The sequence below is a fragment of the Actinomadura sp. WMMB 499 genome, assembly GCF_008824145.1.
Classification (GTDB): Bacteria; Actinomycetota; Actinomycetes; order Streptosporangiales; family Streptosporangiaceae; genus Spirillospora.
Genome location: NZ_CP044407.1, coordinates 8012744 through 8035597 on the forward strand (window position 1 = coordinate 8012744; position 22854 = coordinate 8035597).

Sequence of the window (22854 nt, forward strand, 5' to 3'; positions counted from 1 at the left end):
CCGGGCCCGTCAGGACTCGAGGTCGGAACTACCGGTGGTTCGCCGCGCCCCGTCAGGAGCGGGGCGGCCCGCAGTTCGGGGTCCAGTACGCCATGTTTCCGACAATATCAGCCGTCACGCCGGGTTTCCGTCATGCCGGGACGGCGTCGACGTCCGGGTCCTGGGTGAGGGTCCGGCCGACCAGCGGGGGCAGGTCCCGCACCACCTTCGCGAGTTCCCGCAGGTCGCCGTCCACGAGCGCCTGCGGGCCGTCGCACAGCGCGGTCTCCGGGTGCGGGTGGACGTCGATGATGACGCCGTCGGCGCCGATCGCGATCGCGGCGCGGGTGAGCGGCAGGACGAGGTCGCGGCTGCCGCCCGAGTGCGACGGGTCCACGATCACCGGCAGGTGGGAGAGGCGCTGCGCCACCGGGACCGCGGAGATGTCGAGGGTGTTGCGGGTCGCCTTCTCGAAGGTGCGGATGCCGCGCTCGCACAGCACGATGTCGAGGTTGCCGCGCTGCGCGACGTACTCGGCGGCCATCAGCCACTCCTCGATCGTGCCGTTCATGCCGCGCTTGAGCATCACCGGCTTGCCGGCCTCGCCGGCGGCCTGCAGCAGCGCGAAGTTCTGCGCGTTGCGGGTGCCGATCTGCAGCATGTCGGCGTATCCCGCGACGAGCTCGACGTCCCCGGCGTCCACGACCTCGGTGACGACCGGCATCCCGGTCTCCTCGCGGACGTCCGCGAGGATCCGCAGGCCGGCCTCGCCGAGCCCCTGGAACGCGTACGGGGACGTGCGCGGCTTGAACGCGCCGCCGCGCAGCAGCGTCGCGCCCGCGGCCTGGGCCATCTGCGCCGCCTGCAGGGTCTGCTCGGGGGTCTCGACCGCGCACGGCCCGGCGATGAGCGTCATCGTGCCGGGGCCGACGGGAACACCGCCGACCCGGACGACCGACCGCTCGGCGTGGTTCTCCCGGCTCACCAGCTTGTACGGCGCCGAGATGCGGATGACGTCGCTGACGCCGCGCATCCCGCGCAGGTTCAGCGAGCCGAACTGCTCCACGTCGCCGACCAGCCCGACGATCGTCCGCTCCACGCCGCGGCTGACGAACGCGTCGCCCCCCGCCGTCTCGACCAGTGAGACGACGCCGTCGACGTCCGCTTCGGTGGCCCCCGGGGCCATGACGATGACCATGCCGTACTCCCTCTCCTCATCCCGCGGGCCCGGCGGTCCCGCGGCCGTCCCCTGAAACGAAGAAAGCCCCGGGCCGACCGGCCCGGGGCTTTCTTCGTGGTCTGTCAGCGCAGCGCCTGGCAGACCAGCCGTCCGGGCTGGTCGAACCAAAAGAAATACACCACGTTGCGCATGGGCATCAGAGTAGCCGACGCGGGACGGTACCGGCGGCGAGGGGGCCGAATATGGCTCAGCTCACGCCGGATGGCAGGATGGCGGCGTCATGTCCCATCCCGAAGAGCCCACGCAGCAGCGGCGGGACCTGCCGCCCGGTCAGTACGTCCCCCGGGGATGGCCTGTCCTCCACTACGGACCCGTGCCGAAGTTCCGTCCCAAGGACTGGGACTTCCGCGTCTTCGGTGCGACCGCGACGGGCGGGCAGCACCGGTGGACGTGGGACGAGTTCGACGCGCTGCCCAGGACGAAGGCCGTCGCCGACTTCCACTGCGTCACCAAGTTCACGATCCCCGACAACGAGTGGGAGGGCGTGCCGGGCTCGGCGATCGTGGAGCTGGCGCCGCCCGCCCCCGAGGTCACGCACGTGATGGTGTGGGCCGAGTACGGCTACAGCGCCAACATCCGGATGGCCGACTTCCTCGCCGACGGGACGATGTTCGCGACGCACCGAGACGGGGAGCGGATCACGCCCGACCACGGCTTCCCGATCCGGATCGTCGTCCCGCACCTGTACGCGTGGAAGAGCGTGAAGTGGGTGCGCGGCGTGGAGTACCTGGTGAAGGACCGCCGGGGCTTCTGGGAGGAGCGCGGCTACCACAACGTCGCGGACCCGTGGCGCGAGCAGCGGTACTCCTACCAGGAGGACGACGGCGAGGCGCCGCCGCTCTAGGCGGCGTGGCCCATCCGAGACCTTCGTAAATGGCCAACATAGCGACCCGCGCGGACGACAGCCGTTACCGTAAGTCGTCATGGTCCTACCGTCCGTTCTGGACGCCCTGGCGTGGTTCGCGGCCGCCGGCGTCGCGACGGGAGCGTGCGCGCTGCGCCACCGCTTCCCGTCGCGCGGCCGGGGCGCCGCCGAGCCGGGCGAGCAGGCGGCCTTCGCGGCGCTGCACGCGATCGCGCGGGCGTCGCCGCCGCTGCGCGCCGGGCTCGGCGGCGAGGCCGCCCGCCGGTCCGTCCGGCACCTGCGGTCGCTTCTGGGCGCCGAGGCCGTCGCGCTCGTCGCGCTCCGCGCCGCCATCGAGGAGGACGGCGAGGACGACGACGCGGAGGACGGCGAGGCCGCCACCGCCGCCGGTGCGCCCGGCGCGGTGCTGCTGGCCTGGGACGGCGCGGGGCGCGCGGCGCACGCCCGCGGGGCGGTGGACCTCGTGCTGCCGGTACTGGCGTCGGGACGGCCCCGGGTGGTCGGCGACGGCCGGCTCGGCTGCCGGGACGACGGCTGCCCCCTCCGGGTGGCGATGATCGCGCCGCTGGCCGTCCGGGTGCCCGCCGGGAAGGGGGCCGACGCCGCGCTCGTCGCGTACTGGCCGGGGCCGTCCGCCGGCCGGGTCCGGGCCGTCGGCGAGACCGCCCGGCTGGTCGCCGGGCAGCTGCGGCTCGCGGAGCTGGACGCCGCGCGGCACCGGGTCGCCGAGGCCGAGATGCGGGCGCTGCGGGCGCAGATCTCCCCGCACTTCGTCTACAACTCGCTGACGACGATCGCCTCGTTCGTCCGCACCGACCCCGAACGGGCCCGCGAGCTGCTGCTCGACTTCGCCGACTTCGCCCGCTACTCGTTCCGCAACGCCCGCGACTTCACCACGCTCGCCGACGAGCTGCGCTCCATCGACCGCTACCTGCTGCTGGAACGCGCCCGCTTCGGCGAGCGGCTGCGCTTCCGGGTGGAGATCGCGCCCGAGGTGCTGCCCGTCGCGGTGCCGTTCCTGGCGCTGCAGCCGCTGGTGGAGAACGCCGTCCGGCACGGGATGGCCGACGCCCGCGAGGCGTTCCACATCTCGATCATCGCGCGGGACTCCGGGCCCGAGGCCGCGATCAGCATCGAGGACGACGGGGTCGGCATGGACCCGGAGCGGCTGCGGGAGATCCTCGCCGCGCCCGTGGGCGGTCCCGGCCCGACCGGCTGGGGCAGCGTTCCGGGCGGGCGGGAGCGGCGCGGCGGGACCGGAATCGGGCTGGCGAACGTCGACGCGCGGATGCGGCAGGTCTACGGAGAGGAGTACGGGCTGACCGTCCGGACGGCGCTCGGCGCCGGGACCAGGGTCGACCTGCGCGTTCCGAAGTACCGTCCGGGGGTGTTCCCGGACTGAGAATCTCACACTCACCCCACACTCACTTTGCGGAATCGATTGCGGACGGTCGGTAATCGCGGCAGAGTCACCTTCATGCTTCGCGTTCTGGCCGTGGACGATGAGCGCCCCGCCTTGGAAGAGCTGACCCATCTGCTCCGGAGGGACCCGCGGATCGAGCGGGTCACCGGCGCGGGGGACGCCTCGTCGGCGCTTCGCGACCTCAGCCGGATGCTCGTCGAGGGCGAGCGCCTGGACGCAGTGTTCCTCGACATCCGCATGCCCGGCCTCGACGGACTGGACTTCACCCGCCTGCTCACCGGCTTCGCCGCGCCGCCGCACGTGGTGTTCGTGACCGCGCACGACGACTGCGCCGTCACCGCCTACGAGCTCGGCGCCCTCGACTACCTGCTCAAGCCCGTCCGCCCCGAACGGCTCGCCGAGGCGGTCCGGCGCGTCGCGGTGGCCGCCCGCCGCGCCGCCCCGTCCGTCCCGGACGAGCGCGCCGACCCCGAGGACGAGATGATCCCGGTCGAGCTGGGCGGCCGGACCCGCCTGGTGTCGCGACGCTCCGTCACCCACGTGGAGGCGCAGGGCGACTACGTCCGGCTGCACACCCCCGACGGGGGGTACCTCGTCCGGATGCCGCTGTCGGCGCTCACCAAGCGGTGGGAGGCCGCCGGGTTCATCCGGATCCACCGCAGCACGCTCGTCGCGTCCGCGCACATCACCGAACTGCGCTTCGACGGCGGCCGCGCCGCCGTGCAGATCGGCGACGAACTGCTCCCGGTGAGCCGCCGCCACACCCGCGAGGTGCGCGACCTGCTCGTCCGCCGGTTCCACCACGATCAACCGGCCGACTGCGACGGGGACGGCCGCCGTGGTTGAGGCGACCGCCGACGCCGACCCGCACCCTACGACGACCGCCCTCCCGGCACCCGCCCCCCTCGCCCCCCGCGCCACGCTCCCCGCCGACCCGCCGCCGTCCGACCCGCCGCCGTCCGGCCGGGCGGCCGCCCGCGCCCAGCTCGCGGTCGCGCTGCGGACCGGCGCGTACGTCGCGACCGCCCTGGCCGCCCTGCCCCTGCTGCCCGGCCCGTTCGCCTTGGCCGTCCCCGCGCTGCTCGCGGCTGCCGCCCTGGACCACGTCCGCCGCGCCGAACGCGCCGAACGCGGGGTGCGGGGCGGCCGCGCGGGACGGAACCGCGAGAGACCGGGCGGCCGTCGGAAGGGCCGGGACGGTGCGGAGCGCGGGCCGGAGGGATGGGACCGCCCCGTCCGGGCGGTCGATCCCCGGTGAGCGCGACGGCCGTGGCGGGCGCGCTCGTCGCGCTGGCCGCGGTGGTCGCGGCGTGGCTCGTCCCGCGCCGCCGTCCGGTGGCCCGTCCCGTCCCCGGGCTCGCGGCGGCCGCGCGCGAGGTGCCGCCGTGGCGCAACGCCGCCGCGATCGGCGGCGAGCACCTGTGCGCGGCGATGTACCTCGGCGCGGCCGGGCTCGTCCTCGCGCACGGGACGGACGTGCTGTGGCTCCCCGTCGGGGCGGCGGCCGGGTGCGCGCTGCTCGCCGCGTTCGCCGCCGCGCCGCTGCGCAGGTCCGGCGCGTACAGCGTGGTCGACTTCGCCGAGTGGCGGCTCGGCTCCCGCGGCGTCCGGCACGCCGCCACCGGCTGCGTCTGCCTCGTCGGCTGGTGCTACCTGCTGCCGCAGCTCCACGGCGCGGGCACGGCGCTGCACGTGCTGACCGGCGGACCGCCCTGGGCCGGCTGGACGATCGGGGTCGCGGCGGCGTCGGTGCTCGTCGCGTCCGGCGGGGTGCGGAGCATCACCGCGTTCCAGGCCGTCCACTTCTGGGGGAAGCTGGCGGCGCTGACCGTTCCCGTTCCGGTGCTGGCCCTCCTGTGGCACCGCGCCCCGGCCGCGCCCGCTCCGGAAGCCGACCCGCCCGGGCATGCCGGCACGTACGCGCTGGTCCTGTGCGTCGCGCTCGGCACGATCGGGCTGCCCCAGGTTCTGACGCACTACTACACGAGCGGCGGGGGCGGCGCCGCGCGCCGGACGGCGGCGTACGTGACGGTCCTCGCCGGGCTGCCGTCGGTGGTCGCCGTCCTGTACGGGACGCTCGGGCGAGCCCGCGAGCCAGGCGGCCCGGTGACCGGCGCCGGTGCCGACGCGGAGTTCCTGCTGCTGCCGGACCGGACGGTCCCGGGGACGGCCGGCGCGGTCCTGACGGGGCTGCTCGCGGCGGGCGCGCTCGCCGCGTTCGTCACCGCCTCGTGCGGGATCGCCGTGGCCGTCGGCGGGACGGTCGCGCAGTACGCGCGGCGGCGCGGTGCGGCCGCCTTCCGCGCGGCCGCGGTGGTGGTGCTCGCCGCCCCGCTGGCCGTCATGCCCCGGATCGGGCCGCACGGGGCGGCGGCGCTCGTCACCCTCGCGCTCGCCGTGTCCGCGTGCACGCTGTGCCCGCTGCTGCTGCTGGGGATCTGGTGGCGGGGGCTGACCGCGCCGGGCGCGATCGCCGGCCTGGTGATCGGCTGCGCCCTCGCGGTCGCGGCCGGGGTGCCGCGCCCGGCCGGGGAGGACACCGTGCCCGCGGTGGCGGCGGCGCCCGTCGCGGCGGGCGTGATGGTCGCCGTCTCGCTGCTCACCCGCCGCCGCGTCCCGCGGCACGCGGGCCGCGCGATGGCACGGCTGCACCGGCCGGACGGCTGAACCGGCCCCGGCCGTTCGTCGCGCGAAACCGCCCGCTCATCGTCCGACTACTCTCCGAACATCTATAACTACACACCGTTCATCGCGGATCGCGTGTCCATGGTGCCGATCTGCGGCATCACAGGCCTAGTGTTCTCAGTGGCACCACACGCAACACCCGCCTCCGGAGGGGCGGGCGGCGCGGGGGACGAGCGTCCACCGCCCGTGAGACCTCCCACAACAGCAAACCCGGAGATCCGGCGCACGCCAGTCGACGCCGGATCGTGTGTCGCCGGGTCCCGTACCGGGGGGTGGGACCCGACGGCCTGTGGCTCGGGTGCCGGTGGACAGTCGGGGGGTTGTTCACCGGCACCCGAGCCCTTTTTCACGCTCGACCCCCGCGGCGGGCCCTCGCGCCCGTGCCGCTCCTCTCGCGCCCGCGTCGTGCCGGGCCGCGCTGTCGGGTTGCGCCGCTCTCTCGCGCCGCGCCGCTCTCTCGCGCCGCGCCGCTCTCTCGCGCTGAGCCGCTTTCTCGCGCTGGGCCGTGCTGCGTTGCTCTCTTGCGCCGCGTCGCTTTCTCGTGCGGCGCCGCTTTCTCGCGCCGCGCCGCTTTCTCGCGCCGCGCCGCTTTCTCGCGCTGGGCCGCTTCCTCGCGCCGGGCCGTTCTCTCGCGCTGGGCCGCTTTCTCGCGCTGGGCCGTGCTGCCGTGTTGCGTTGCTCTCTTGCGCCGGGGTGCACGCTCGCGCCAATCCGCACTCCCGGGCCGCGTTTCCTGTTCGTGGCCGGGTGTGCCGGTTTCGCGCTCGGGTGTCGAGTCGTGCGTGGGGCGTTGCGGCCGAGGGGACGGCGTCAGGCGTCGTCTCGGAGGCGCTTCAGCGTGGTGATGTCGCGGCCGTGCGGGCCGGGGTCGCGGCCCGGGGTCTCGATGATGAACGGGACGCCGGCGACGGCGGGGTGGCGGAACAGCGCCGCGAACGGGTCCTCGCCGATGTGTCCGGCCCCGATGTTCTCGTGCCGGTCCTTGGCCGAGCCGCACACGTCCTTGGAGTCGTTGGCGTGGACGAGGTCGAGCCGTCCCTCGCCGACAGTCCCGACCAGCGCGTCGACCGTCTCCTTGACGCCGCCCGGCGCGGCCAGGTCGTGCCCGGCGGCGAACCCGTGGCAGGTGTCGAAGCACACGCCGAGCTTCGGGTGGTGCTCCAGCTTCTCGAAGAAGGGGCCGAGGTCATGGACCTTGGCGCACAGCATCTTGCCCTGGCCCGCCATCGGCTCCAGCAGCAGCCGGGGGCCGTCGTCGGGGATCTCCTCCAGGAGGGGCAGGACGTGCTCGTGGATCTGGTCCATCGCGGCGTCGTAGGACTGGCTGACGGCCGAACCGGTGTGGACGACCACGCCCCGGGCACCGATCGCGCGCCCGCGCTCGAGCGAGTGGCGGACCGTCGCGATCGACTTGGCGAGCGTCTCCTCGCTCGGGGAGCCGAAGTTCACCAGGTACGGGGCGTGCACGAAGACGGGCACGTCGTCGCGGTCGCGCAGCTTCGCGTCCTCGTCGGGCTTGCCGGCCGGGAGGGCCCATCCGCGCGGATTGGCGACGAACACCTGGATCGCCTCGGCGCCGATCTCGGCGGCGTACTTCAGGCCGCCGGTGGCGAGCCCGCCGGCGACCGGGACGTGGGCCCCGACGGGGCTGCGGTGCGGAGAGGTCATGGTCCCTCCAGCCTATCCGCCGCTCAGGGCCCCCGGACGATCGTGACCGTGGAGCCGCGCGCGGCGGAGCTGTCCGCGCCGGGCGCCTGGAACCGGACGGTGTCGCCCCATCCCTGCGCGTTCACCTTGAACCCGGAATCCTCCAGGATCTTGGTGGCGTCGGCCACGCTGCGGTTCGTGACGTCCGGCACCGGGATCTTCTCGGCGCCGGCGCCGTCGTCGCAGCCGAACTGGAACGGGCCCGCGTCGATGATGCAGTCGCGCTCGTTGACGACGAGCGTGACGTCGTCGCCGCGGGACACGCCGGTGCCCTCGGCCGGGTCCTGGCTCAGGACGCTGCCGGGTTCCTTGCCCTCGACCCGCTTCTTCTGGACGGTGACGTTCAGGCCCAGCGAGCGGAGCCTGTTCGCGGCGGTGTCGCCGCCCGTACCGACGAGGCCCGGCATCGACATGCCGCCGCTGACCACGACGGTCACCGGCTCGTCGGGCGAGAGGTCCTCCCCGGCGGACGGCTGCGTGCCGATGACGCGGTCCTTGGGGACGGTCTGCGAGGAGCGGGTGCTCGTCCCGCCGACCCGGAACCCCTCGTCCGCGAGGATCTTCTTCGCCTCGTCCAGCGTCTTGCCCTCGACGTTCGGGACGTCCCGGGGGGTGAGGCCCTTCGACGGCGTCAGGGTGACGGTCTCGCCCTGCGCGACGCGCGCTCCGCCGCCGGGGTCGGACTCGGCGACCAGGCCCTTGCGGACCCGGTCGTGGTAGACGGGTTCGGCGACGCGGACGTCGATCCCGGCGTCGGCGAGCGCGCCGCGGGCGTCCGCCAGCTCCATCCCGACGATGTCCGACGGGACGTGGTCGTACTGCCCGGACGTCTGGTACCAGACGGCCCACCCGAGGATCACGGCGGCGATCACGCCGATCGCGACGAGCACCCACCGGCCGGTCAGCGCGCCGATGACGCGGTCGCCGCGGGAGCGCGGCGGCCCGGCCGGGTCCGCGCCGACGTCGAGGACGGCCGTGTGCCCCCGCTCCTCCGGGAAGTGCAGGACCTGCCCGTCCCGCGGGGCGGGCGGGAGCATCGCGGTGCGCCCGTCGCCCGCCGGGTCCCCGTCGACGCGGGTGGCGTCGGGCGGCGCGGGCGCCTCGAGGACGGACGTGGCGGTGCGGGACGCCTCCTCGAGGCGGGCGTCGATGTCCGGCGGGAGACCGCCGTGCACCTCGGCGACCTCGGCGAGGTACCGGTTCGCGTCCTGCGGGCGGCGCGCGGGCTCGTGGCTCGTCGCGTCCGTGACCAGCTCGTCGACCCGGTACGGCAGCCCGGGGACGAGTTCGGACGGCGGCGGCACGGTCTCGTTGACGTGCTTGTAGGCGACGGCGAGCGGGGTGTCGCCCTCGTGCGGGAGCCGCCCGGTGAGCAGTTCGAACAGCAGGACGCCGGCGGCGTAGACGTCGGAGCGGACGTCGGCGCTGCCGGAGGTGACCTGCTCGGGCGCCAGGTACCCGACGGTGCCGATGATCACCCCGGTCCGGGTCATCTTGCTCGCCGACTCGGCCCGCGCGAGCCCGAAGTCGGTCACCTTGACCTGGCCGTCGTCGGTGATCAGGACGTTCTCCGGCTTGATGTCGCGGTGCACGAGACCGGCACGGTGCGCGGCGCCGAGGGCGGCCAGCACCGGCTGCATGATCTCCAGCGCGGCGCGCGGCCCGAACCGGCCGCGGGCGGCGAGCGCGTCGCGCAGCGTCCGGCCCGCGACGTACTCCATCACCAGGTAGCCGCGCTCACCGTCGGTGCCCTGGTCGTAGACGGCGACCACGTTGGGGTGCGACAGCGCGGCGGCGGCCTTGGCCTCGCCGATGAAGCGGTCGACGAAGTCCTCGTCGGCGGCGAGGGCCGCGTGCATCACCTTGACCGCGACGACGCGGTCGAGCCTGCTGTCGCGCGCGAGGTAGACCGTGGCCATGCCGCCGCGCGCGATGCGGGACTCAATGCGGTAGCGCCCGTCGAGCAGCTGCCCGACGAGTGGATCTGCGACCGACGTGTCCATCGATGCGAGTGTACGGCGCGAAACGCATGCGACTCATCAGTCGCGAGTATGAGCATGGTCGAGTGCGGAGGGTGACGCGCCCGGCGCGGAGGCCGGGACCTCCGTGGACGCGGGGGCGGCGGCGGTCCGCGGTCCGCGCCGCCCGCCGCCGCGCGGTGTGCTGCGCGACACCGCGACACCGGCCAGGCACAGCACGCCGCCGAGCAGCGTGACCGCCCCGGGGACCTCGTCGAGCAGCGCCCACGACATCAGCACGACGAGGGCGGGAACCGCGTAGGTCGTCGCGCCCATCCTCCCGGCGGACGTGCGGGCCAGCGCGTAGCCCCACGTGGTGAAGGCGAGCGCGGTCGGGAAGACGCCGAGGTAGATCATGTTCAGGGTCGCCCCCGCCGGGGCGTCGGCGGCCTGCTCCGCGAGCCGCCCGGCGAACGGCAGCGTCGCCGCGGCGCCGATCGCGCACGCGAACGTGGTGAACTGCAGCGCGGACGCGTGCCGCAGCGCCGGCTTCTGGCTGACGACCCCGCCCGCGTAGGTGACGGCCGCGACCACGCACAGCAGGACGCCGAGCAGCGGTGATCCCGTCTTGCCGGCGATCGGCTCGCCGGACATCGACAGCCCGACGACGGCGGCGCCCGCGAACGCCACGGCCAGGCCCGCGAGCAGCCGGGAGGAGAAGCCCTCCTTCAGCAGCCAGCCGCCGAGGAGGGCGATCAGGATGGGCCCGATGTTGACGACGAGGGCGGCGGTGCCGGCGTCCACGAGCTGCTCGCCCCAGTTGAGCGCGACCATGTAGACGCCGAACCACAGGATGCCCGCGGCGACGATGCCGGGCCACGCGCCGCGCGGCGGGAGGCCCTCGCGGCGGACGAGCCACAGGGCGCCGAGCACGACGGTGCCGGAGAGCAGCCGGCCGAGCGCGAGCGGGCCGGGGTCGTACGCCTCGCCCGCGCTGCGGATGGAGACGAACGCCGACGCCCAGAGCACCACCGTCACGGTGGCGGCGGCGACGGCCCGCCGGTCGGCGCCCTTCGCGGGCGCGGGAGGGGAGCTTCCCTGTTCCATGAAGCGCACCTTAGGTCGGGGACGTTTCGCTGAACCCCGAAGTTCGGCGCGCGGTTGCGCGGCCGGACACCGATGGGCCGCCCCCAGTCTGGGAGCGGCCCATCGTTCAGGTCCAGCGATTAATGCTTGATGTCTCCGTTAAGGTCTGCTACATCGACGCGATGCCCTCGAAGGGCGACGACGCCTGCGCGTAGCGGCGCCTGGGGATCCGCCCCGCCTGCCGCGCCAGCCGCCCGCCCGCGACGGCGTGCCGCATCGCGGCGGCCATCGTCGCGGGGGCCTGCGCGCGGGTCACGGCAGTGGCCAGCAGCACCGCGTCGCAGCCCAGCTCCATGGCCAGGGCGGCGTCGCTCGCGGTGCCGAGCCCGGCGTCCAGGATGACCGGGACGCCCGCCCGTTCGACGATCAGCTCGATGTTGTGCGGGTTGCGGATGCCGAGCCCCGAGCCGATGGGGGAGCCGAGCGGCATCACCGCGACGCAGCCGGCCTGCTCGAGCCGCCGCGCCAGGACGGGATCGTCGTTGGTGTACGGCAGTACGGCGAACCCGTCGTCGACGAGCTGTTCCGCGGCCTCGACCAGTTCGATCGGGTCGGGCAGCAGCGTGTGCTCGTCCGCGATCACCTCGAGCTTGACCCAGTTCGTCCCGAGCGCCTCGCGGGCGAGCTTGGCGGTCAGCACCGCCTCGCCCGCGGTGAAGCAGCCCGCGGTGTTGGGCAGCACGCGGATGCCGCACTCCTTGAGGACGTCCAGCACCGAGCCGCGCGCCGCGGGGTCCACCCGCCGCATCGCGACCGTGGTCAGTTCCGTCCCGGACGCGGTCAGCGCCTCCCGCAGCACCTGCATGCTGGGCGCGCCGCCCGTCCCCATGATGAGCCGCGAGCCGAACTCCTCGCCCGCGATCACCAGCGCGTCCTCGTGCTTCTCCTGCATGGTCAGCCCCCCTGTACGGCGGTCAGCACTTCCAGGCGGTCGCCGTCGCGCAGCGGCGTCGCCTCCCAGGACGCCCGGCGGACGACCTCGTCGTTCAGCGCGGCCGCCACACCGGACGGCGCCGCGCTCACGGCCGCGACCGCGGCGGCCACGCTGGTGCCCGCGGGCAGCTCGCGCGGCTCACCGTTGACGATGACCTTCATCGGTTCACCTCTGTAGTCGAACGGGGCGGGGTCGATCGGGGCGGGGTCGATCCGGCGTGGAAGCGATCGGGGGAGAACGGGCGGGCGACCTCGGGCACCGGGTCGTCGAGCAGCAGCGCGGACAGGACGTCCGCCGAGAGCGGCGCGAGCAGGACGCCGTGGCGGAAGTGCCCGGTGCCGAGGACGAGCCCGGGGAGGTCCGCGTGGCCCATCACCGGGGCGTTGTCCGGGGAGCCGGGCCGCAGCCCCGCCGTGACCTCGGCGAACTCCAGCTCGGTGACGCCGGGGAGCAGCTCGCGGGCGTCCCGCAGCAGCTCCCACAGGCCGCCCGCCGTCACGCGCGTGTCGAACCCGAGTTCCTCCTGCGTGGCGCCGAGGACGATCTCGCCGTCGTCCGCGCGCGGCACCAGGTACACCGGCGACCCCTTCACCAGCCCGCGCACGCAGCGCCGCAGGAACGGGACGCGGGTGCGCAGCCGGATCACCTGTCCCTTGACGGGGCGCACGGATGGAACGGTCCCGGGGGGCAGGCCCTCGATGTCCTCCGACCAGGGACCGGCGGCCAGCAGGACGCGGCCGGCCCGCAGGACCGTCCCGTCCTCGAGCCGGACGCCCGCCGCCGCGTCGCGCTCGACGACCACGCCCGCCGCGCGCCGCCGTACGAGCGTCACGCCGGCCTTCTCGCACGCGGCCAGCAGCGCGGCGGTGAGGCGGCGCGGGTCGACCGAGCCGTCGCGGGGGGCGAGCAGGCCGCCGCGGACGCCCGGTGCCAGCATCGGCTCCTGCCTGCGGCACTCCCGCCCGGTCAGCGCCTCGACGGGGAGCCCCAGACTCGCCTGGAAGCGCCGCAGGTCGTCCAGGACGGCCAGGTCGTCGGCGTCGAACGCGACCTGGAGCAGGCCGTCGTCGCGGTAGCCGGTGCTCGTGCCGGTCAGCTCCTCCAGTTCCGCGACGAACGTGTCGTAGCGGTCGCGGGAGGCCAGGTTCAGGCGCAGCAGCGGCTCCTCGCCGTAGGCCAGCTCGCTGACGGGGGTGATCATGCCCGCGGCGACGGCCGTGGCGCCGCTCGCGGGCTCGGGATCGACGAGGGTCACCCGGACGCCGCGTCCGGCGCCCCGTTCGGCGGTCCGCCAGGCGGCGGCGAGGCCGACGATCCCGGCCCCGATGACGATGATCTCCATGTGCGCTCCCTTCGCCGGCATGATCCGGATCAGGTCGTGGCGGTCGGCGGCCCGTTCAGCCGCCCTCTCAGCCCGGTCGCACCGGACTCCCGCGTCTGTCGTGCTTTACGTGCTCTTCTCCCACTTTACGACCGCTGTGACGTACACGATCGTCTGGACAGGTGTCCAGGCGAATCCGGCGCCCATTAGGGTGCATGGCATGGAGAGGGTCATCGTCGTTGGTGGCGGGCTGGCGGGCGTGCGCGCCCTGGAAGCCCTGCGCAAGAAGGGGTACGAGGGCGCGCTCACCCTCGTCTCGGCCGAGCGGCACCGGCCGTACGACCGGCCGCCGCTGTCGAAGGCCGTCCTCGCGGGCGACTCCGACGACACCACCGTCGACGCCGACTGGGACGCGCTGCGCTGCGAGCTCCTGCTCGGCGAGCGCGCCACCGCGCTGCGCCCCGGCGAGCCCGGACGCGGCGGCGTCCTGGCCACCACGGCCGGGGAACTGCCGTTCGACGGCCTCGTGATCGCGACCGGCGCCGCTCCGATCACGCTTCCGGGGGACGGCCGCCAGCACGTCGTCCGCACCATCGAGGACGCCCGCGAACTGCGCGGCCTGCTCGCCCCTGGCGCCCGCGTCGCGATCGTCGGGGCGGGCTGGATCGGCGCCGAGGTCGCCACGACCGCCGCGAAGAAGGGCTGCGCGGTCACCGTCGTCGAGGCCGCCGACACGCCCCTCGCGAACGCCCTCGGTCCCGAGGCGGGCGCGCTGACCGCCCCCTGGTACGCCGAGGCGGGCGTCGAGCTGCGCACCGGCGTCAAGGTCGCCGAGGTCGACGCCCGCGGCCTCGTCCTCGCCGCCGACGGGGCGGCCGGGCGGATCGACGCGGACGCGGTCGTCGTCGGCGTCGGCGTCCGCCCGGACCTCGGCTGGCTCGCCGGATCCGGCCTGCTGCTGGAGCGCGGCGTCGTCACCGACGGGTCCTTCCGCACCTGCCACGAGGGCGCCGAGCCCGGCACCCCCGGCGAGTACCGCCCCGACATCGTCGCCGTCGGGGACTGCGCGGCCTGGTGGTCGTCCCGGTACGGACGGCGGCTCCTGGTCGAGCACTGGGACACCGCCCTCAACGCCCCGGAGACCGCCGCCGCGACCCTCCTCGGCGAGGACGCCGCCTACGACGCCGCCCCCTACTTCTGGTCCGAGCAGTTCGGCCGGATGGTCCAGTACGCCGGGAACCACGCGGCGTCCGAGCGGATGATCCGGCGCGGCGACACCACCGGGCGCAAGTGGGCCCTCGCGTGGCTCACCGGCGACCGCCTCGACGCGATCCTCACCGTCGACCGCCCCCGCGACCTCGTCCAGGCGCGGCGGGCGATCGCGGCCGGGGCGTCCGTCGACCCGGCCGTCCTCGCCGATCCGGACGTGCCCGTCCGCCAGGCCGTTCGCGGCTAGCGGAGCCGGTCCGAAAAACCGGTGGTCGTCCGGGGGGTTTGAGCGATTCGGCGGCGTGGTAGCAAGGGGGCGTGACGCAGATGCACGCAACCGTTGAAAGCGCACTCGACCCCCGCACCGAGGCCCTCGCCGGCGAGTGGCTCACCCTCCCGCAGACCGCCGCGCTGCTCGGCATCAAGACCAACCGGATGAAGCAGCTCATCAGCGAGCGCAAGCTCCTGGCGGTCCGCCGCGGGGGCGAGCCGATGGTCCCGGCCGCCTTCATCAAGGACGGCCAGGTGATCAAGGGCCTGTCCGGGACGCTCACCGTGCTCTCGGACGCCGGCTACAGCGACGTCGAGACCGTCCGCTGGCTGTTCACCGCGGACGACACGCTGCCCGGGACACCGGTCGACGCGCTCACCGAGAACCGGGGGACCGAGGTGCGCCGCCGCGCCCAGGCCCTGGCGTTCTGACGGTTCCACCCGACCCGAACACGTGACACCGGGGGTCACGCGCCCGCGTGGCCCCCGCAGCCCTGCCCGAAAGGAAGACCTCCCGACCGTGTCCAGGCACCTGCCCTCCGACCGAGCCGTGGCGCTGCGCGCCCGGCTCGACCGCGCCCGCCTCTACCTCTGCACAGACGCGCGGGAGGAGCGGGGCGACCTGCCCGAGTTCCTGGACACCGTCCTCGCGAACGGCGTGGACATCGTCCAGCTCCGGCAGAAAGGCCTGGAGGCGCGGCGGGAGATGGCGCTCCTGGAGGTGTTCCGGGCCGCGTGCGAGCGGCACGGCGCGCTGCTGGCCGTCAACGACCGAGCGGACGTCGCGCACGCCGTCCGCGCCGACGTGCTGCACCTCGGCCAGGACGACCTGCCGGTGCCGGCCGCCCGCGAGATCGTCGGCGGGGACGTGCTGATCGGCCGGTCCACCCACGCGGAGGAACAGGCGTCCGCCGCCGCGTCCGAGCCCGGCGCCGACTACTTCTGCACCGGGCCGACCTGGCCCACCCCGACCAAGCCCGGACGTCCCGCCCCCGGCCTCGGGCTGCTGGAGTACACCGCCGGGCGGCGCTTCGCGCGGCCGTGGTTCGCGATCGGCGGCATCGACCTGGGCAACCTGGGCGAGGTGCTGGACACCGGCGCCCGCCGCGTCGTGGTGGTGCGGGCGATCACCGAGGCCGCCGACCCCGGCGCCGCGGCGGCCGAGTTCGCGCGCCGCCTCGCCGCCGTGTGACCGGCCGTGTGACCGGCCGTGTGACCGGCCGTGTGACCCGGCGCACGGTTCCCCGGTGCGCGGCATGCCGCACAATGGGGATCATGAGCGTGGGACCCGACGACGACCGGCCGGTCGACCTCGACGACGACTTCGCCGTCCTGCCCGACCAGACGTCCGACGACACCGACACCGGCTGGGGCGAGTGGCGCGGCGGCGACGACGACTCACGCCTGCTGGAGGACCGGCCGCCGCACTGGTGACCCGTCCGGCCTCCGCCGTCGGCTAGAGGATGCCGATGAGGAAGCCCGCCGTCATCACCAGGGCCAGCGCCACCATCATGCGCCAGCGGTAGCGCGGGATGCGGGTGGGGCGCGGCCGGGGCGCCGGGCCCGCGCCCTCGCGCAGCGCCCGGACGAGCTGCCGCGCGGACGGCCTGGCCTTCGGGTTCTTGTCGAGGCAGCGGGCCGCGAGGTCGCGCAGCGGCCCGTCGAGGTCGCCGAGGTCCGGCGGGCGGGACGTCACCCGGCGCATCACCGCGGCGTTCGGCCCGGTCCCGAACGGGGGGCGGCCGGTGGCCGCGAACACCATCGCCGCGCCCCACGCGAACACGTCCGCGGGCGGCCCCACCGGCTCGTCCTCGATCTGCTCGGGGGACATGTAGGCGGGGGTGCCGAGCGGCCCCGTGGTCAGCGGCGTCGCGTCCGCCATCCGCGCGATGCCGAAGTCGATGACCTTGGCGCCGTCCGGGCCGAGCAGCACGTTGCCCGGCTTGAAGTCGCGGTGCACGATCCCCTCGCGGTGGATCGCGGCGAGCGCCGCGGCCGTGCCGACGGCGACGCGGTGCAGCCGCCGCTCCGGGAGCGGCCCGTCCTCGGTCACGACCTCCTGCAGCGACGGGCCGTCCACGTACTCGCTGACGATGTAGGGCCGGTCGCCGGTCACGTCCGCGTCCAGCACCCGCGCGGTGTGCCGTCCGGTGACCCGCCGCGCCGCGTCGGCCTCCTTGACGAACCGGTCGCGGGCGCGCCGCCCAGCCGCCATCCCGCCCTTCAGCAACTTGACCGCGCACACCTCGCCGCCGCTGTCCTCGGCGAGGTAGACGATGCCCTGGCCGCCCTCGCCGAGCCTGCCCAGCAGGAGGTGGCCGCCGATGTCGTCCGGATCGCCGGGCCCCAGCGCGGCCGCGGGACGGCGCCGCGAGGCGCGGGGCGGGGCGGCGGACGGGGCGTGGGACGGCCGGGGCGCTGGGGACACGGGGGACTCCGGCGGGGAGACGGAAGTGAAAAGGGGTCCTTATTTGTACCGTGTGACCGTCCTGTCCTGCAGCGGAACGAGGATCTTCTTTACCCGCACGCCCCGAAGGCCCCCTGCTGGGCGATGTCCCGCGACGAGGCGCCGACCATGACCCTGTAGCAGCCGTCCGCGACCTTCCACTGCTTCGCCTCCACGTTCCAGTAGGACAGGTCACGGGTGCTGAGCGGGAAGGTGACGGTCGTGCTCTGCCCCGGCTCCAGCGTGACCTTCGTGAAGCCCTTGAGCTGCTTGGGCGGCTGCGGGACGTCCACACCGGGCGACGGCAGACCGAGGTACATCTGCGGGACGGCCACGCCTGTGCGGCTCCCGCTGTTGGTGACCGTCACGCTGGCCCGCTTCGAGGAGACCTTCAAGCCGCTGTAGCGGAACGTCGTGTACGACAGGCCGTGACCGAACGGGTACTTGGGCGCGATGCCCCGCTCGTCGTAGTGCCGGTAGCCGACCATGACGCCCTCGGAGAACGTCGCGGTCTTGCCCACCCCCGGGTACTGCGCCGGGTTCCCGGCCGCGGGCGCGTGCGTCTCCGCGGCGGGGAAGGTCACCGGCAGGCGCCCGCCCGGATCGACGTCCCCGTACAGGACGCGGGCCAGCGCGTTCCCCGCTTCCTGCCCCGGATACCAGGTCTCGACGACCGCCGCGACCTCGTCCGCCCACGGGGTGAGGACGGGCCCGCCCGTCTGCAGCACGACGATCGTGTTCGGGTTCGCCGCCGCGACCGCCGAGATCAGCCCGTCCTGGTCGCCGCGCAGCGGCTCCCCGCACTCCAGCGTCAGGCACGACTTGTCGAAGAACTCGCCCTGGCTGTCGGTCGCGAACACGATCGCGACGTCGGCGCCGCGCGCGGCGTCCGCCGCCGCGCCGTGGTCGTCCCCGTCCCGGTAGGTGACCGAGGCGCCCGCCCCGGCCCGCCGGGTCAGCCCCTCCTGTGCGCTCACCGCCTCGAACGGGACGACCTTCGCCGACCCGGAACCGGACTGGCTCTCCCGCGCGGCCCGCCCGATCAGCGCGATCTTCCCGGGCGCGCTCAGGGGCAGGGCGCCGTCGTTCTTCAGCAGCGTGACGCCGTCCTCGGCGATCGCGCGGGCCGCGGTCCCGCTCGCCGTCCGGTCGGCGCGGGCGAGGTCGTTCGGGTACGCCGGACGGTCGAAGACGCCGAACTCGAACATCGTCCGGAGGACGTTGCGGGTGTGCCCGTCGATCGTGGCCTGGCTGACCTCGTTCTGCGCGCGCGCCGTCTTGAGCAGGAACGCGTTGTAGCGGACGCCGATCGGCAGCTCCATGTCCAGCCCGCCGTTGGCGGCCTCGGCGGTGTCGTGCGCGGCGGTGTGGTCGGACATGACCATCCCGTCGAAGCCCCACTCCGACCGCAGGATTCCGTTGAGGACGCCGCCGTCGTGGCACGCCCAGCGGCCGTTCAGCTTCCCGAACCCGCACATGACGGTCGCGGCGCCGCCCTCGGTCACGGCGGCCTCGAACGGCGGCAGGTAGATCTCGCGGAGCGTGCGCGGGTCCACCGCCATGTTCAGCTCGAGGCGGTCCTTCTCCTGGGTGTAGACGGCCAGGTGCTTCACCGACGCCATCACGCCCTGCCCCTGCGCGCCCTCGATCCAGGACGCGCCGAGCCGGGCCGACAGGTACGGGTCCTCGCCGAACCCCTCGAACGTCCGGCCGTTGAGGGGCGTGCGCAGCACGTCCACCGTCGGGCCGAAGATCACGTCGTTGCCGCGGTGCCTGGCCTCCCACCCGACCGTCCGCCCGTACAGCCGCGCGGCGTCCCGGTCGAACGTCGCGGCCAGCGCGATCGGCGCGGGCAGCGCGGTGGCCTCGCCCTGCCGGACGCCCGCCGGGCCGTCGGCCATGTACAGCGGCGGCACGCCCAGCCGCTCGATGCCGTGGTTGGTGTCGGCGTGCGCCCAGTCGAAGAACCCGCCGAGCGGGCCGCCGAACGGGTCGTCGGACGACAACAGCGCGATCTTCTCGTCGTCGGTCAGCTTCGCGAGCAGCAGCCGCGCCCGCTCGTCCGCGCTCTTCGAGGTATCGCACCACGGCCGCACCGCCGGGTCGCCGCAGCGGCTCGCGGCCGCCAGCGCCCCGTCCGGCGGGGCGGGGACGACCGCGAGCGCCAGCGCGCACGCGAGCGCGCCCACCGCGGGCAGCCACCGCCCGGTCCGGAGCGTTCCGGTCCGGAGCGTCATCGGCCCTCCCCGTCCCGGTGCCCGGGGTCCTCGCTTTGGACGCGCAGCGCGTTCAGCGTGAACGCGACCATGTGGTAATGGCCGACGAGCATCACCAGTTCGATCAGTTCGGCCTCGCCGAAGCGGCCGGCCAGCTCCACCCACGTCGCGTCCGTCACCGTGCCGCGCTCGTGCAGCTCGTCCGCGGCGGTCAGCACCATCCGGTCGCCGTCGCCCCACGGGTGCGCGCCGAGGTCGCCGCGGAGCGCGTCGATCTCCTCCTCGGTGAGCCCCGCGGCCAGCGCGAGGTCGCGGTGGTGCGCCCATTCGTACGCGCAGGAGCGGTGGTGCGCCGTCCGCAGGATCGCCAGCTCGCGATCCCGGCCCGGCAGCAGGCCGTTCATCAGCAGCGCCGACCCGAGGCCGATCCAGGACTGGAACAGCGACGGGTGGCGGGCCAGCGTCGTGAAGACGTTCAGCGGACCGGTGGCGGCGGTGACGGCCTTGAGCACGTCGTCCCACCGCTCCTCCGGCAGCGGGGCGATGCGCGGGGCGCGGTCCCCGGGGGTGTCGGCGCACATGGCGACATTTCTGCCACCAAATGGTGGGAAAGTGCTAGTGCGATCGGGTCGATTGGCCGGATCGTGCCAGATGTTCCGGCCGGCCGGACGGACGGGTCAGGTGCGCCGGGAGGGTCAGGTGCGGCGGACGGGTCAGGTGCGGCGGGAGGTGGCCGCGACCGCCAGGCCCGCGAGCGCCTCCCGCGCCTCCTCGGTGATCGGCGCCGCCCGCAGCGCCCGCTCGGCCTCGTCGAGGTAACGGTCGATCATCGCCTCGCACGCCGCGAGCCCGCCGGTCTCCTCGATGATCGAGCGCAGCTCGTCCACCCCGGGCCGGTCCAGCTCCGGATCGCCGAGGCGCCGCTCGAGCGCCGCCGCCTGCGCCGCGTCCGACCGTTCGAGAGTCAGCGCGACCAGCACCGTCCGCTTGCCCTCCCGCAGGTCGTCGCCCGCCGGCTTGCCCGTCTCGGCCGGATCGCCGAACACGCCCAGGACGTCGTCGCGGAGCTGGAACGCGATGCCGAGCGGCAGCCCGTACCCGGTCAGCGCGGCGGGGACGTCCGGGCGCGCCCCGGCCAGCGCCGCGCCCAGGTGCAGCGGCCGCTCGATCGTGTACTTCGCGCTCTTGTACTCCACGACCCGCAGCGCCGTGGCGACGGTCGCGGCGCCGCGCGTCCCCTCCAGCATGTCGAGGTACTGGCCGCACATGACCTCGGTGCGCATCAGGTCGTACACCGTCCGGCCGCGCCGGCGGCGCTCGCCGTCCAGGCCGCACGTCTCGAACATCTCCGCCGACCAGGCCAGGCACAGGTCGCCGAGCAGGATCGCGGTGCCCTCGCCGAACGCCGCCGCGTCGCCCGGCCAGCCCTGCGCGCCGTGCAGCGCCTCGAACCGGCGGTGCACCGACGGCTGCCCGCGCCGGGTGTCGCTGGAGTCCATGACGTCGTCGTGGATCAGCGCGCTCGCCTGCAGCAGTTCCAGGGACGCCGCCGCGCCGACGACGCCCGCGTCCGTCCCGCCGCCCGCGGCGCGCCACCCCCAGTAGCAGAACGCCGGACGCAGCCGCTTCCCCCCGCGCAGCAGCGCGTCCAGCGCCCCGAGCAGCGGCGACAGGTCGTCGCTGATGGCCAGCAGGCCCGGGCGCTGCCGATCGACGAAGGCGAGCAGCGCCTCGTCGACCTCCTTGCGGATGCGGCTGGTCGACATGTCGTGATCGTATCCAGGGGAAGGCATTCAACCGCCCGTCGTTAGCGCGAGATGTCCATCGATCCTAGGAAATCCCTGCATATTCGGGACAACGGGGTATATGTTCCCAGCCCGGCGGGGTGCGGGCCGGATCCGGCCCGCACCCGGGCCCCACCGCCCACCCCTTCTGTACGCTGGTGGGATGCGACCCGTACGCCCCGACCGGCCCCCCACAGTCCGTGAACTGCTCGCCACCGGTGGAAGGTCCTTCTCCTTCGAGTTCTTCCCGCCCAAGACCGAGAAGGGCGCGCGGACCCTCTGGCGTACCATCCGCGAGCTCGAACCCCTCCAGCCCACGTTCGTCTCCGTGACCTACGGCGCGGGCGGCGGCACCCGCGACACCACCGTCGACATCGTCGAACGGATCGCCACCGACACCACCCTCACCCCGGTCGCCCACTTCTGCGCGGTGAACCACTCCCAGGCCGAGCTCCGCCACCTCATCGGACGGCTCGCCGCCGCGGGCGTCCGCAACATGCTCGCGCTGCGCGGCGACCCGCCCGGCGACCCGATGGGGGAGTGGATCAGCCACCCCGACGGCGTCGAGTACGCCGCCGACCTCGTCCGCCTCATCCGCGCCACCGGCGACTTCAGCGTCGGCGTCGCCGCGTTCCCCTACAAGCACCCGCGCTCGCCCGACATCGAGAGCGACACCCGGTACTTCATCGAGAAGTGCCGCGCGGGCGCCGACTACGCCATCACCCAGATGTTCTTCCGCGCCGAGGACTACTTCCGGCTGCGCGACCGCGTCGCCGCCGCCGGGTGCGACGTCCCGATCATCCCCGGGATCATGCCCGTCACCCAGCTGAGCACCATCGAGCGGTCCGAGCAGCTGTCGGGCGCGCCGTTCCCGCCCGAGGTCAAGGCCCGGTTCGACGCCGTCGCCGACGACCCCGAGGCCGTCCGGCGGCTCGGCATCGAGCACGCCGCCGAACTCTGCCGCGACCTGCTCGACCAGGGCGCGCCCGGAATCCACTTCATCACGTTCAACAAGTCGACGGCGACCCGCGAGGTGTACGGGCTGCTCGAGGCCGACGGCTACTGCGGGACGTCCGCGCCCGCGGCCGAGCCGGTGGCCAGCGGCAGCGTCCCGCCCATGACCGCGTAGCGGGGCCCGCCGCCGGGGAACTCGAAATCGGTCAGCAGGTCGACCATGCCGACCGAGCGGTAGAGCCGGCGGGCGGGGGTGTCCGGGCGGCGCTCCAGCGTCGACAGCACCACCGTCCGCTCCGGCCTGCCCTCGCACAGCGCGGCCAGCAGCCCCCGGCCGAGCCCCCGGCCCTGCGCGTCCGGACGGACGTGCAGCTCGGCGACCTCGAACGCGTCCTCCAGCCACGCCGCCGCGTGCTCCGGGCCGCCCCGCGCGGTGAGCGCCTCGATGACGACGTCGTGCCACCACTGGCCGCGGGCACCGTGGAACCCGTACGCGAACCCGTGGAGCGGCCCCGGCAGGCGCGCCAGCGCACCCCGGCGCTCCGCGGCGAACGCCCGGAACCCCGGGTACCCCGCGTGCCGCTCCATGATCATGCGGCGGCCCGGCAGCTGCTCCGCCGGCGGCGACATCGCCGCCGCGTAGACGTCCAGCATCGGGGCCACCCTGCGCAGGAAGGCGCGTTCATCGATCTCGCGCAGCTTCGCGTCCCTCACCCG

The 22854-nt window shown here is 74.6% G+C and carries 22 protein-coding genes and 1 riboswitch; of the genes, 10 read left to right on the plus strand and 12 right to left on the minus strand.

Going from position 1 to position 22854, the window contains the following annotated elements:
* Positions 1–130 precede the first annotated feature (130 nt).
* On the minus strand, positions 131–1177 hold the full coding sequence (aroF, locus tag F7P10_RS36480) for a 3-deoxy-7-phosphoheptulonate synthase (protein ID WP_151016612.1): 1047 nt from the start codon (positions 1175–1177) through the stop codon (positions 131–133).
* Between the two features lie 262 nt (positions 1178–1439).
* On the opposite strand from aroF, the gene F7P10_RS36485 reads away from it, so the two are divergent.
* The 5 genes from F7P10_RS36485 (at position 1440) to F7P10_RS36505 (ending at position 6174) form a co-directional block, all read left to right on the plus strand.
* The gene (locus F7P10_RS36485) at positions 1440–2063 is read left to right on the plus strand and encodes a sulfite oxidase-like oxidoreductase (RefSeq protein WP_151016613.1); all 624 of its coding nucleotides are present in this window, start codon (positions 1440–1442) and stop codon (positions 2061–2063) included.
* A gap of 79 nt (positions 2064–2142) precedes the next feature.
* The gene (locus F7P10_RS36490; protein WP_151016614.1) at positions 2143–3486 is read left to right on the plus strand and encodes a histidine kinase; all 1344 of its coding nucleotides are present in this window, start codon (positions 2143–2145) and stop codon (positions 3484–3486) included.
* A 75-nt stretch (positions 3487–3561) separates the two neighbouring features.
* Positions 3562–4353, plus strand: coding sequence for a LytTR family DNA-binding domain-containing protein (locus F7P10_RS36495; RefSeq protein ID WP_151016615.1), 792 nt, complete (start codon positions 3562–3564; stop codon positions 4351–4353).
* The gene (locus F7P10_RS36500) at positions 4346–4765 is read left to right on the plus strand and encodes a hypothetical protein (RefSeq protein ID WP_151016616.1); all 420 of its coding nucleotides are present in this window, start codon (positions 4346–4348) and stop codon (positions 4763–4765) included. Before F7P10_RS36495 ends, F7P10_RS36500 begins: the two co-directional genes overlap by 8 nt.
* Positions 4762–6174 carry a cation acetate symporter gene (locus F7P10_RS36505; protein WP_176611795.1) on the plus strand — a complete coding sequence of 471 codons (1413 nt, stop codon included), beginning with the start codon at positions 4762–4764 and terminating at the stop codon, positions 6172–6174. Before F7P10_RS36500 ends, F7P10_RS36505 begins: the two co-directional genes overlap by 4 nt.
* 828 nt (positions 6175–7002) lie before the next feature.
* Here the strand turns inward: F7P10_RS36505 and F7P10_RS36510 are convergent.
* The 6 genes from F7P10_RS36510 to thiO form a co-directional block, all read right to left on the minus strand.
* Positions 7003–7860 carry a deoxyribonuclease IV gene (locus F7P10_RS36510; RefSeq protein ID WP_151016618.1) on the minus strand — a complete coding sequence of 286 codons (858 nt, stop codon included), beginning with the start codon at positions 7858–7860 and terminating at the stop codon, positions 7003–7005.
* A gap of 23 nt (positions 7861–7883) precedes the next feature.
* Entirely contained in the window at positions 7884–9902 is a 2019-nt protein-coding gene (gene pknB / locus F7P10_RS36515; RefSeq protein WP_151016619.1) for a Stk1 family PASTA domain-containing Ser/Thr kinase, read from the minus strand.
* A gap of 36 nt (positions 9903–9938) precedes the next feature.
* Entirely contained in the window at positions 9939–10964 is a 1026-nt protein-coding gene (locus F7P10_RS36520; RefSeq protein WP_151016620.1) for a DMT family transporter, read from the minus strand.
* A 148-nt stretch (positions 10965–11112) separates the two neighbouring features.
* Complete coding sequence (locus F7P10_RS36525) at positions 11113–11895, minus strand: thiazole synthase (protein WP_151016621.1); 783 nt, start codon at positions 11893–11895, stop codon at positions 11113–11115.
* 2 nt (positions 11896–11897) lie between these two features.
* A complete protein-coding gene (gene thiS / locus F7P10_RS36530; RefSeq protein WP_151016622.1) occupies positions 11898–12098 on the minus strand; it encodes a sulfur carrier protein ThiS in 201 nt (66 codons plus the stop codon).
* Positions 12095–13279, minus strand: coding sequence for a glycine oxidase ThiO (gene thiO, locus F7P10_RS36535; RefSeq protein ID WP_151016623.1), 1185 nt, complete (start codon positions 13277–13279; stop codon positions 12095–12097). The genes thiS and thiO overlap by 4 nt, the downstream gene beginning before the upstream one ends.
* Positions 13269–13382, minus strand: a riboswitch (TPP riboswitch). Its footprint overlaps the gene before it by 11 nt.
* 96 nt (positions 13383–13478) lie before the next feature.
* Here thiO and F7P10_RS36540 point away from each other — a divergent pair.
* From F7P10_RS36540 to F7P10_RS42900, 4 genes are all read left to right on the plus strand, one after another.
* Positions 13479–14714: an NAD(P)/FAD-dependent oxidoreductase gene (locus F7P10_RS36540; RefSeq protein ID WP_151016624.1), complete on the plus strand. Its 1236-nt coding sequence runs from the start codon at positions 13479–13481 to the stop codon at positions 14712–14714.
* Between the two features lie 80 nt (positions 14715–14794).
* Complete coding sequence (locus F7P10_RS36545; RefSeq protein ID WP_151018516.1) at positions 14795–15169, plus strand: Rv2175c family DNA-binding protein; 375 nt, start codon at positions 14795–14797, stop codon at positions 15167–15169.
* Positions 15170–15257: 88 nt separating this feature from the next.
* The gene (gene thiE, locus F7P10_RS36550) at positions 15258–15929 is read left to right on the plus strand and encodes a thiamine phosphate synthase (RefSeq protein WP_176611796.1); all 672 of its coding nucleotides are present in this window, start codon (positions 15258–15260) and stop codon (positions 15927–15929) included.
* An 83-nt stretch (positions 15930–16012) separates the two neighbouring features.
* On the plus strand, positions 16013–16171 hold the full coding sequence (locus F7P10_RS42900; RefSeq protein WP_176611797.1) for a hypothetical protein: 159 nt from the start codon (positions 16013–16015) through the stop codon (positions 16169–16171).
* 22 nt (positions 16172–16193) lie between these two features.
* Here F7P10_RS42900 and F7P10_RS36555 read toward each other — a convergent pair whose 3' ends face one another.
* The 4 genes from F7P10_RS36555 to F7P10_RS36570 all read right to left on the minus strand — a co-directional run bounded on the left by F7P10_RS36555 (position 16194) and on the right by F7P10_RS36570 (position 21165).
* Complete coding sequence (locus F7P10_RS36555) at positions 16194–17165, minus strand: serine/threonine-protein kinase (protein WP_151016625.1); 972 nt, start codon at positions 17163–17165, stop codon at positions 16194–16196.
* Between the two features lie 89 nt (positions 17166–17254).
* The gene (locus F7P10_RS36560; RefSeq protein ID WP_151016626.1) at positions 17255–19420 is read right to left on the minus strand and encodes a glycoside hydrolase family 3 C-terminal domain-containing protein; all 2166 of its coding nucleotides are present in this window, start codon (positions 19418–19420) and stop codon (positions 17255–17257) included.
* Positions 19417–19980 (minus strand): carboxymuconolactone decarboxylase family protein, encoded by a 564-nt coding sequence (locus F7P10_RS36565; RefSeq protein ID WP_151016627.1) that lies wholly within the window; start codon positions 19978–19980, stop codon positions 19417–19419. Before F7P10_RS36565 ends, F7P10_RS36560 begins: the two co-directional genes overlap by 4 nt.
* 132 nt (positions 19981–20112) lie before the next feature.
* Positions 20113–21165: a polyprenyl synthetase family protein gene (locus tag F7P10_RS36570; RefSeq protein WP_151016628.1), complete on the minus strand. Its 1053-nt coding sequence runs from the start codon at positions 21163–21165 to the stop codon at positions 20113–20115.
* A gap of 181 nt (positions 21166–21346) precedes the next feature.
* Here F7P10_RS36570 and metF point away from each other — a divergent pair, with 181 nt between their 5' ends.
* Positions 21347–22312, plus strand: coding sequence for a methylenetetrahydrofolate reductase [NAD(P)H] (metF, locus tag F7P10_RS36575; protein WP_151016629.1), 966 nt, complete (start codon positions 21347–21349; stop codon positions 22310–22312).
* On the opposite strand, the gene F7P10_RS36580 is transcribed toward metF, so the two are convergent.
* On the minus strand, positions 22243–22851 hold the full coding sequence (locus F7P10_RS36580; RefSeq protein ID WP_254716209.1) for a GNAT family N-acetyltransferase: 609 nt from the start codon (positions 22849–22851) through the stop codon (positions 22243–22245). The two genes, metF and F7P10_RS36580, sit on opposite strands and share 70 nt — an antisense overlap.
* Between the last annotated feature and the right edge of the window lie 3 nt (positions 22852–22854).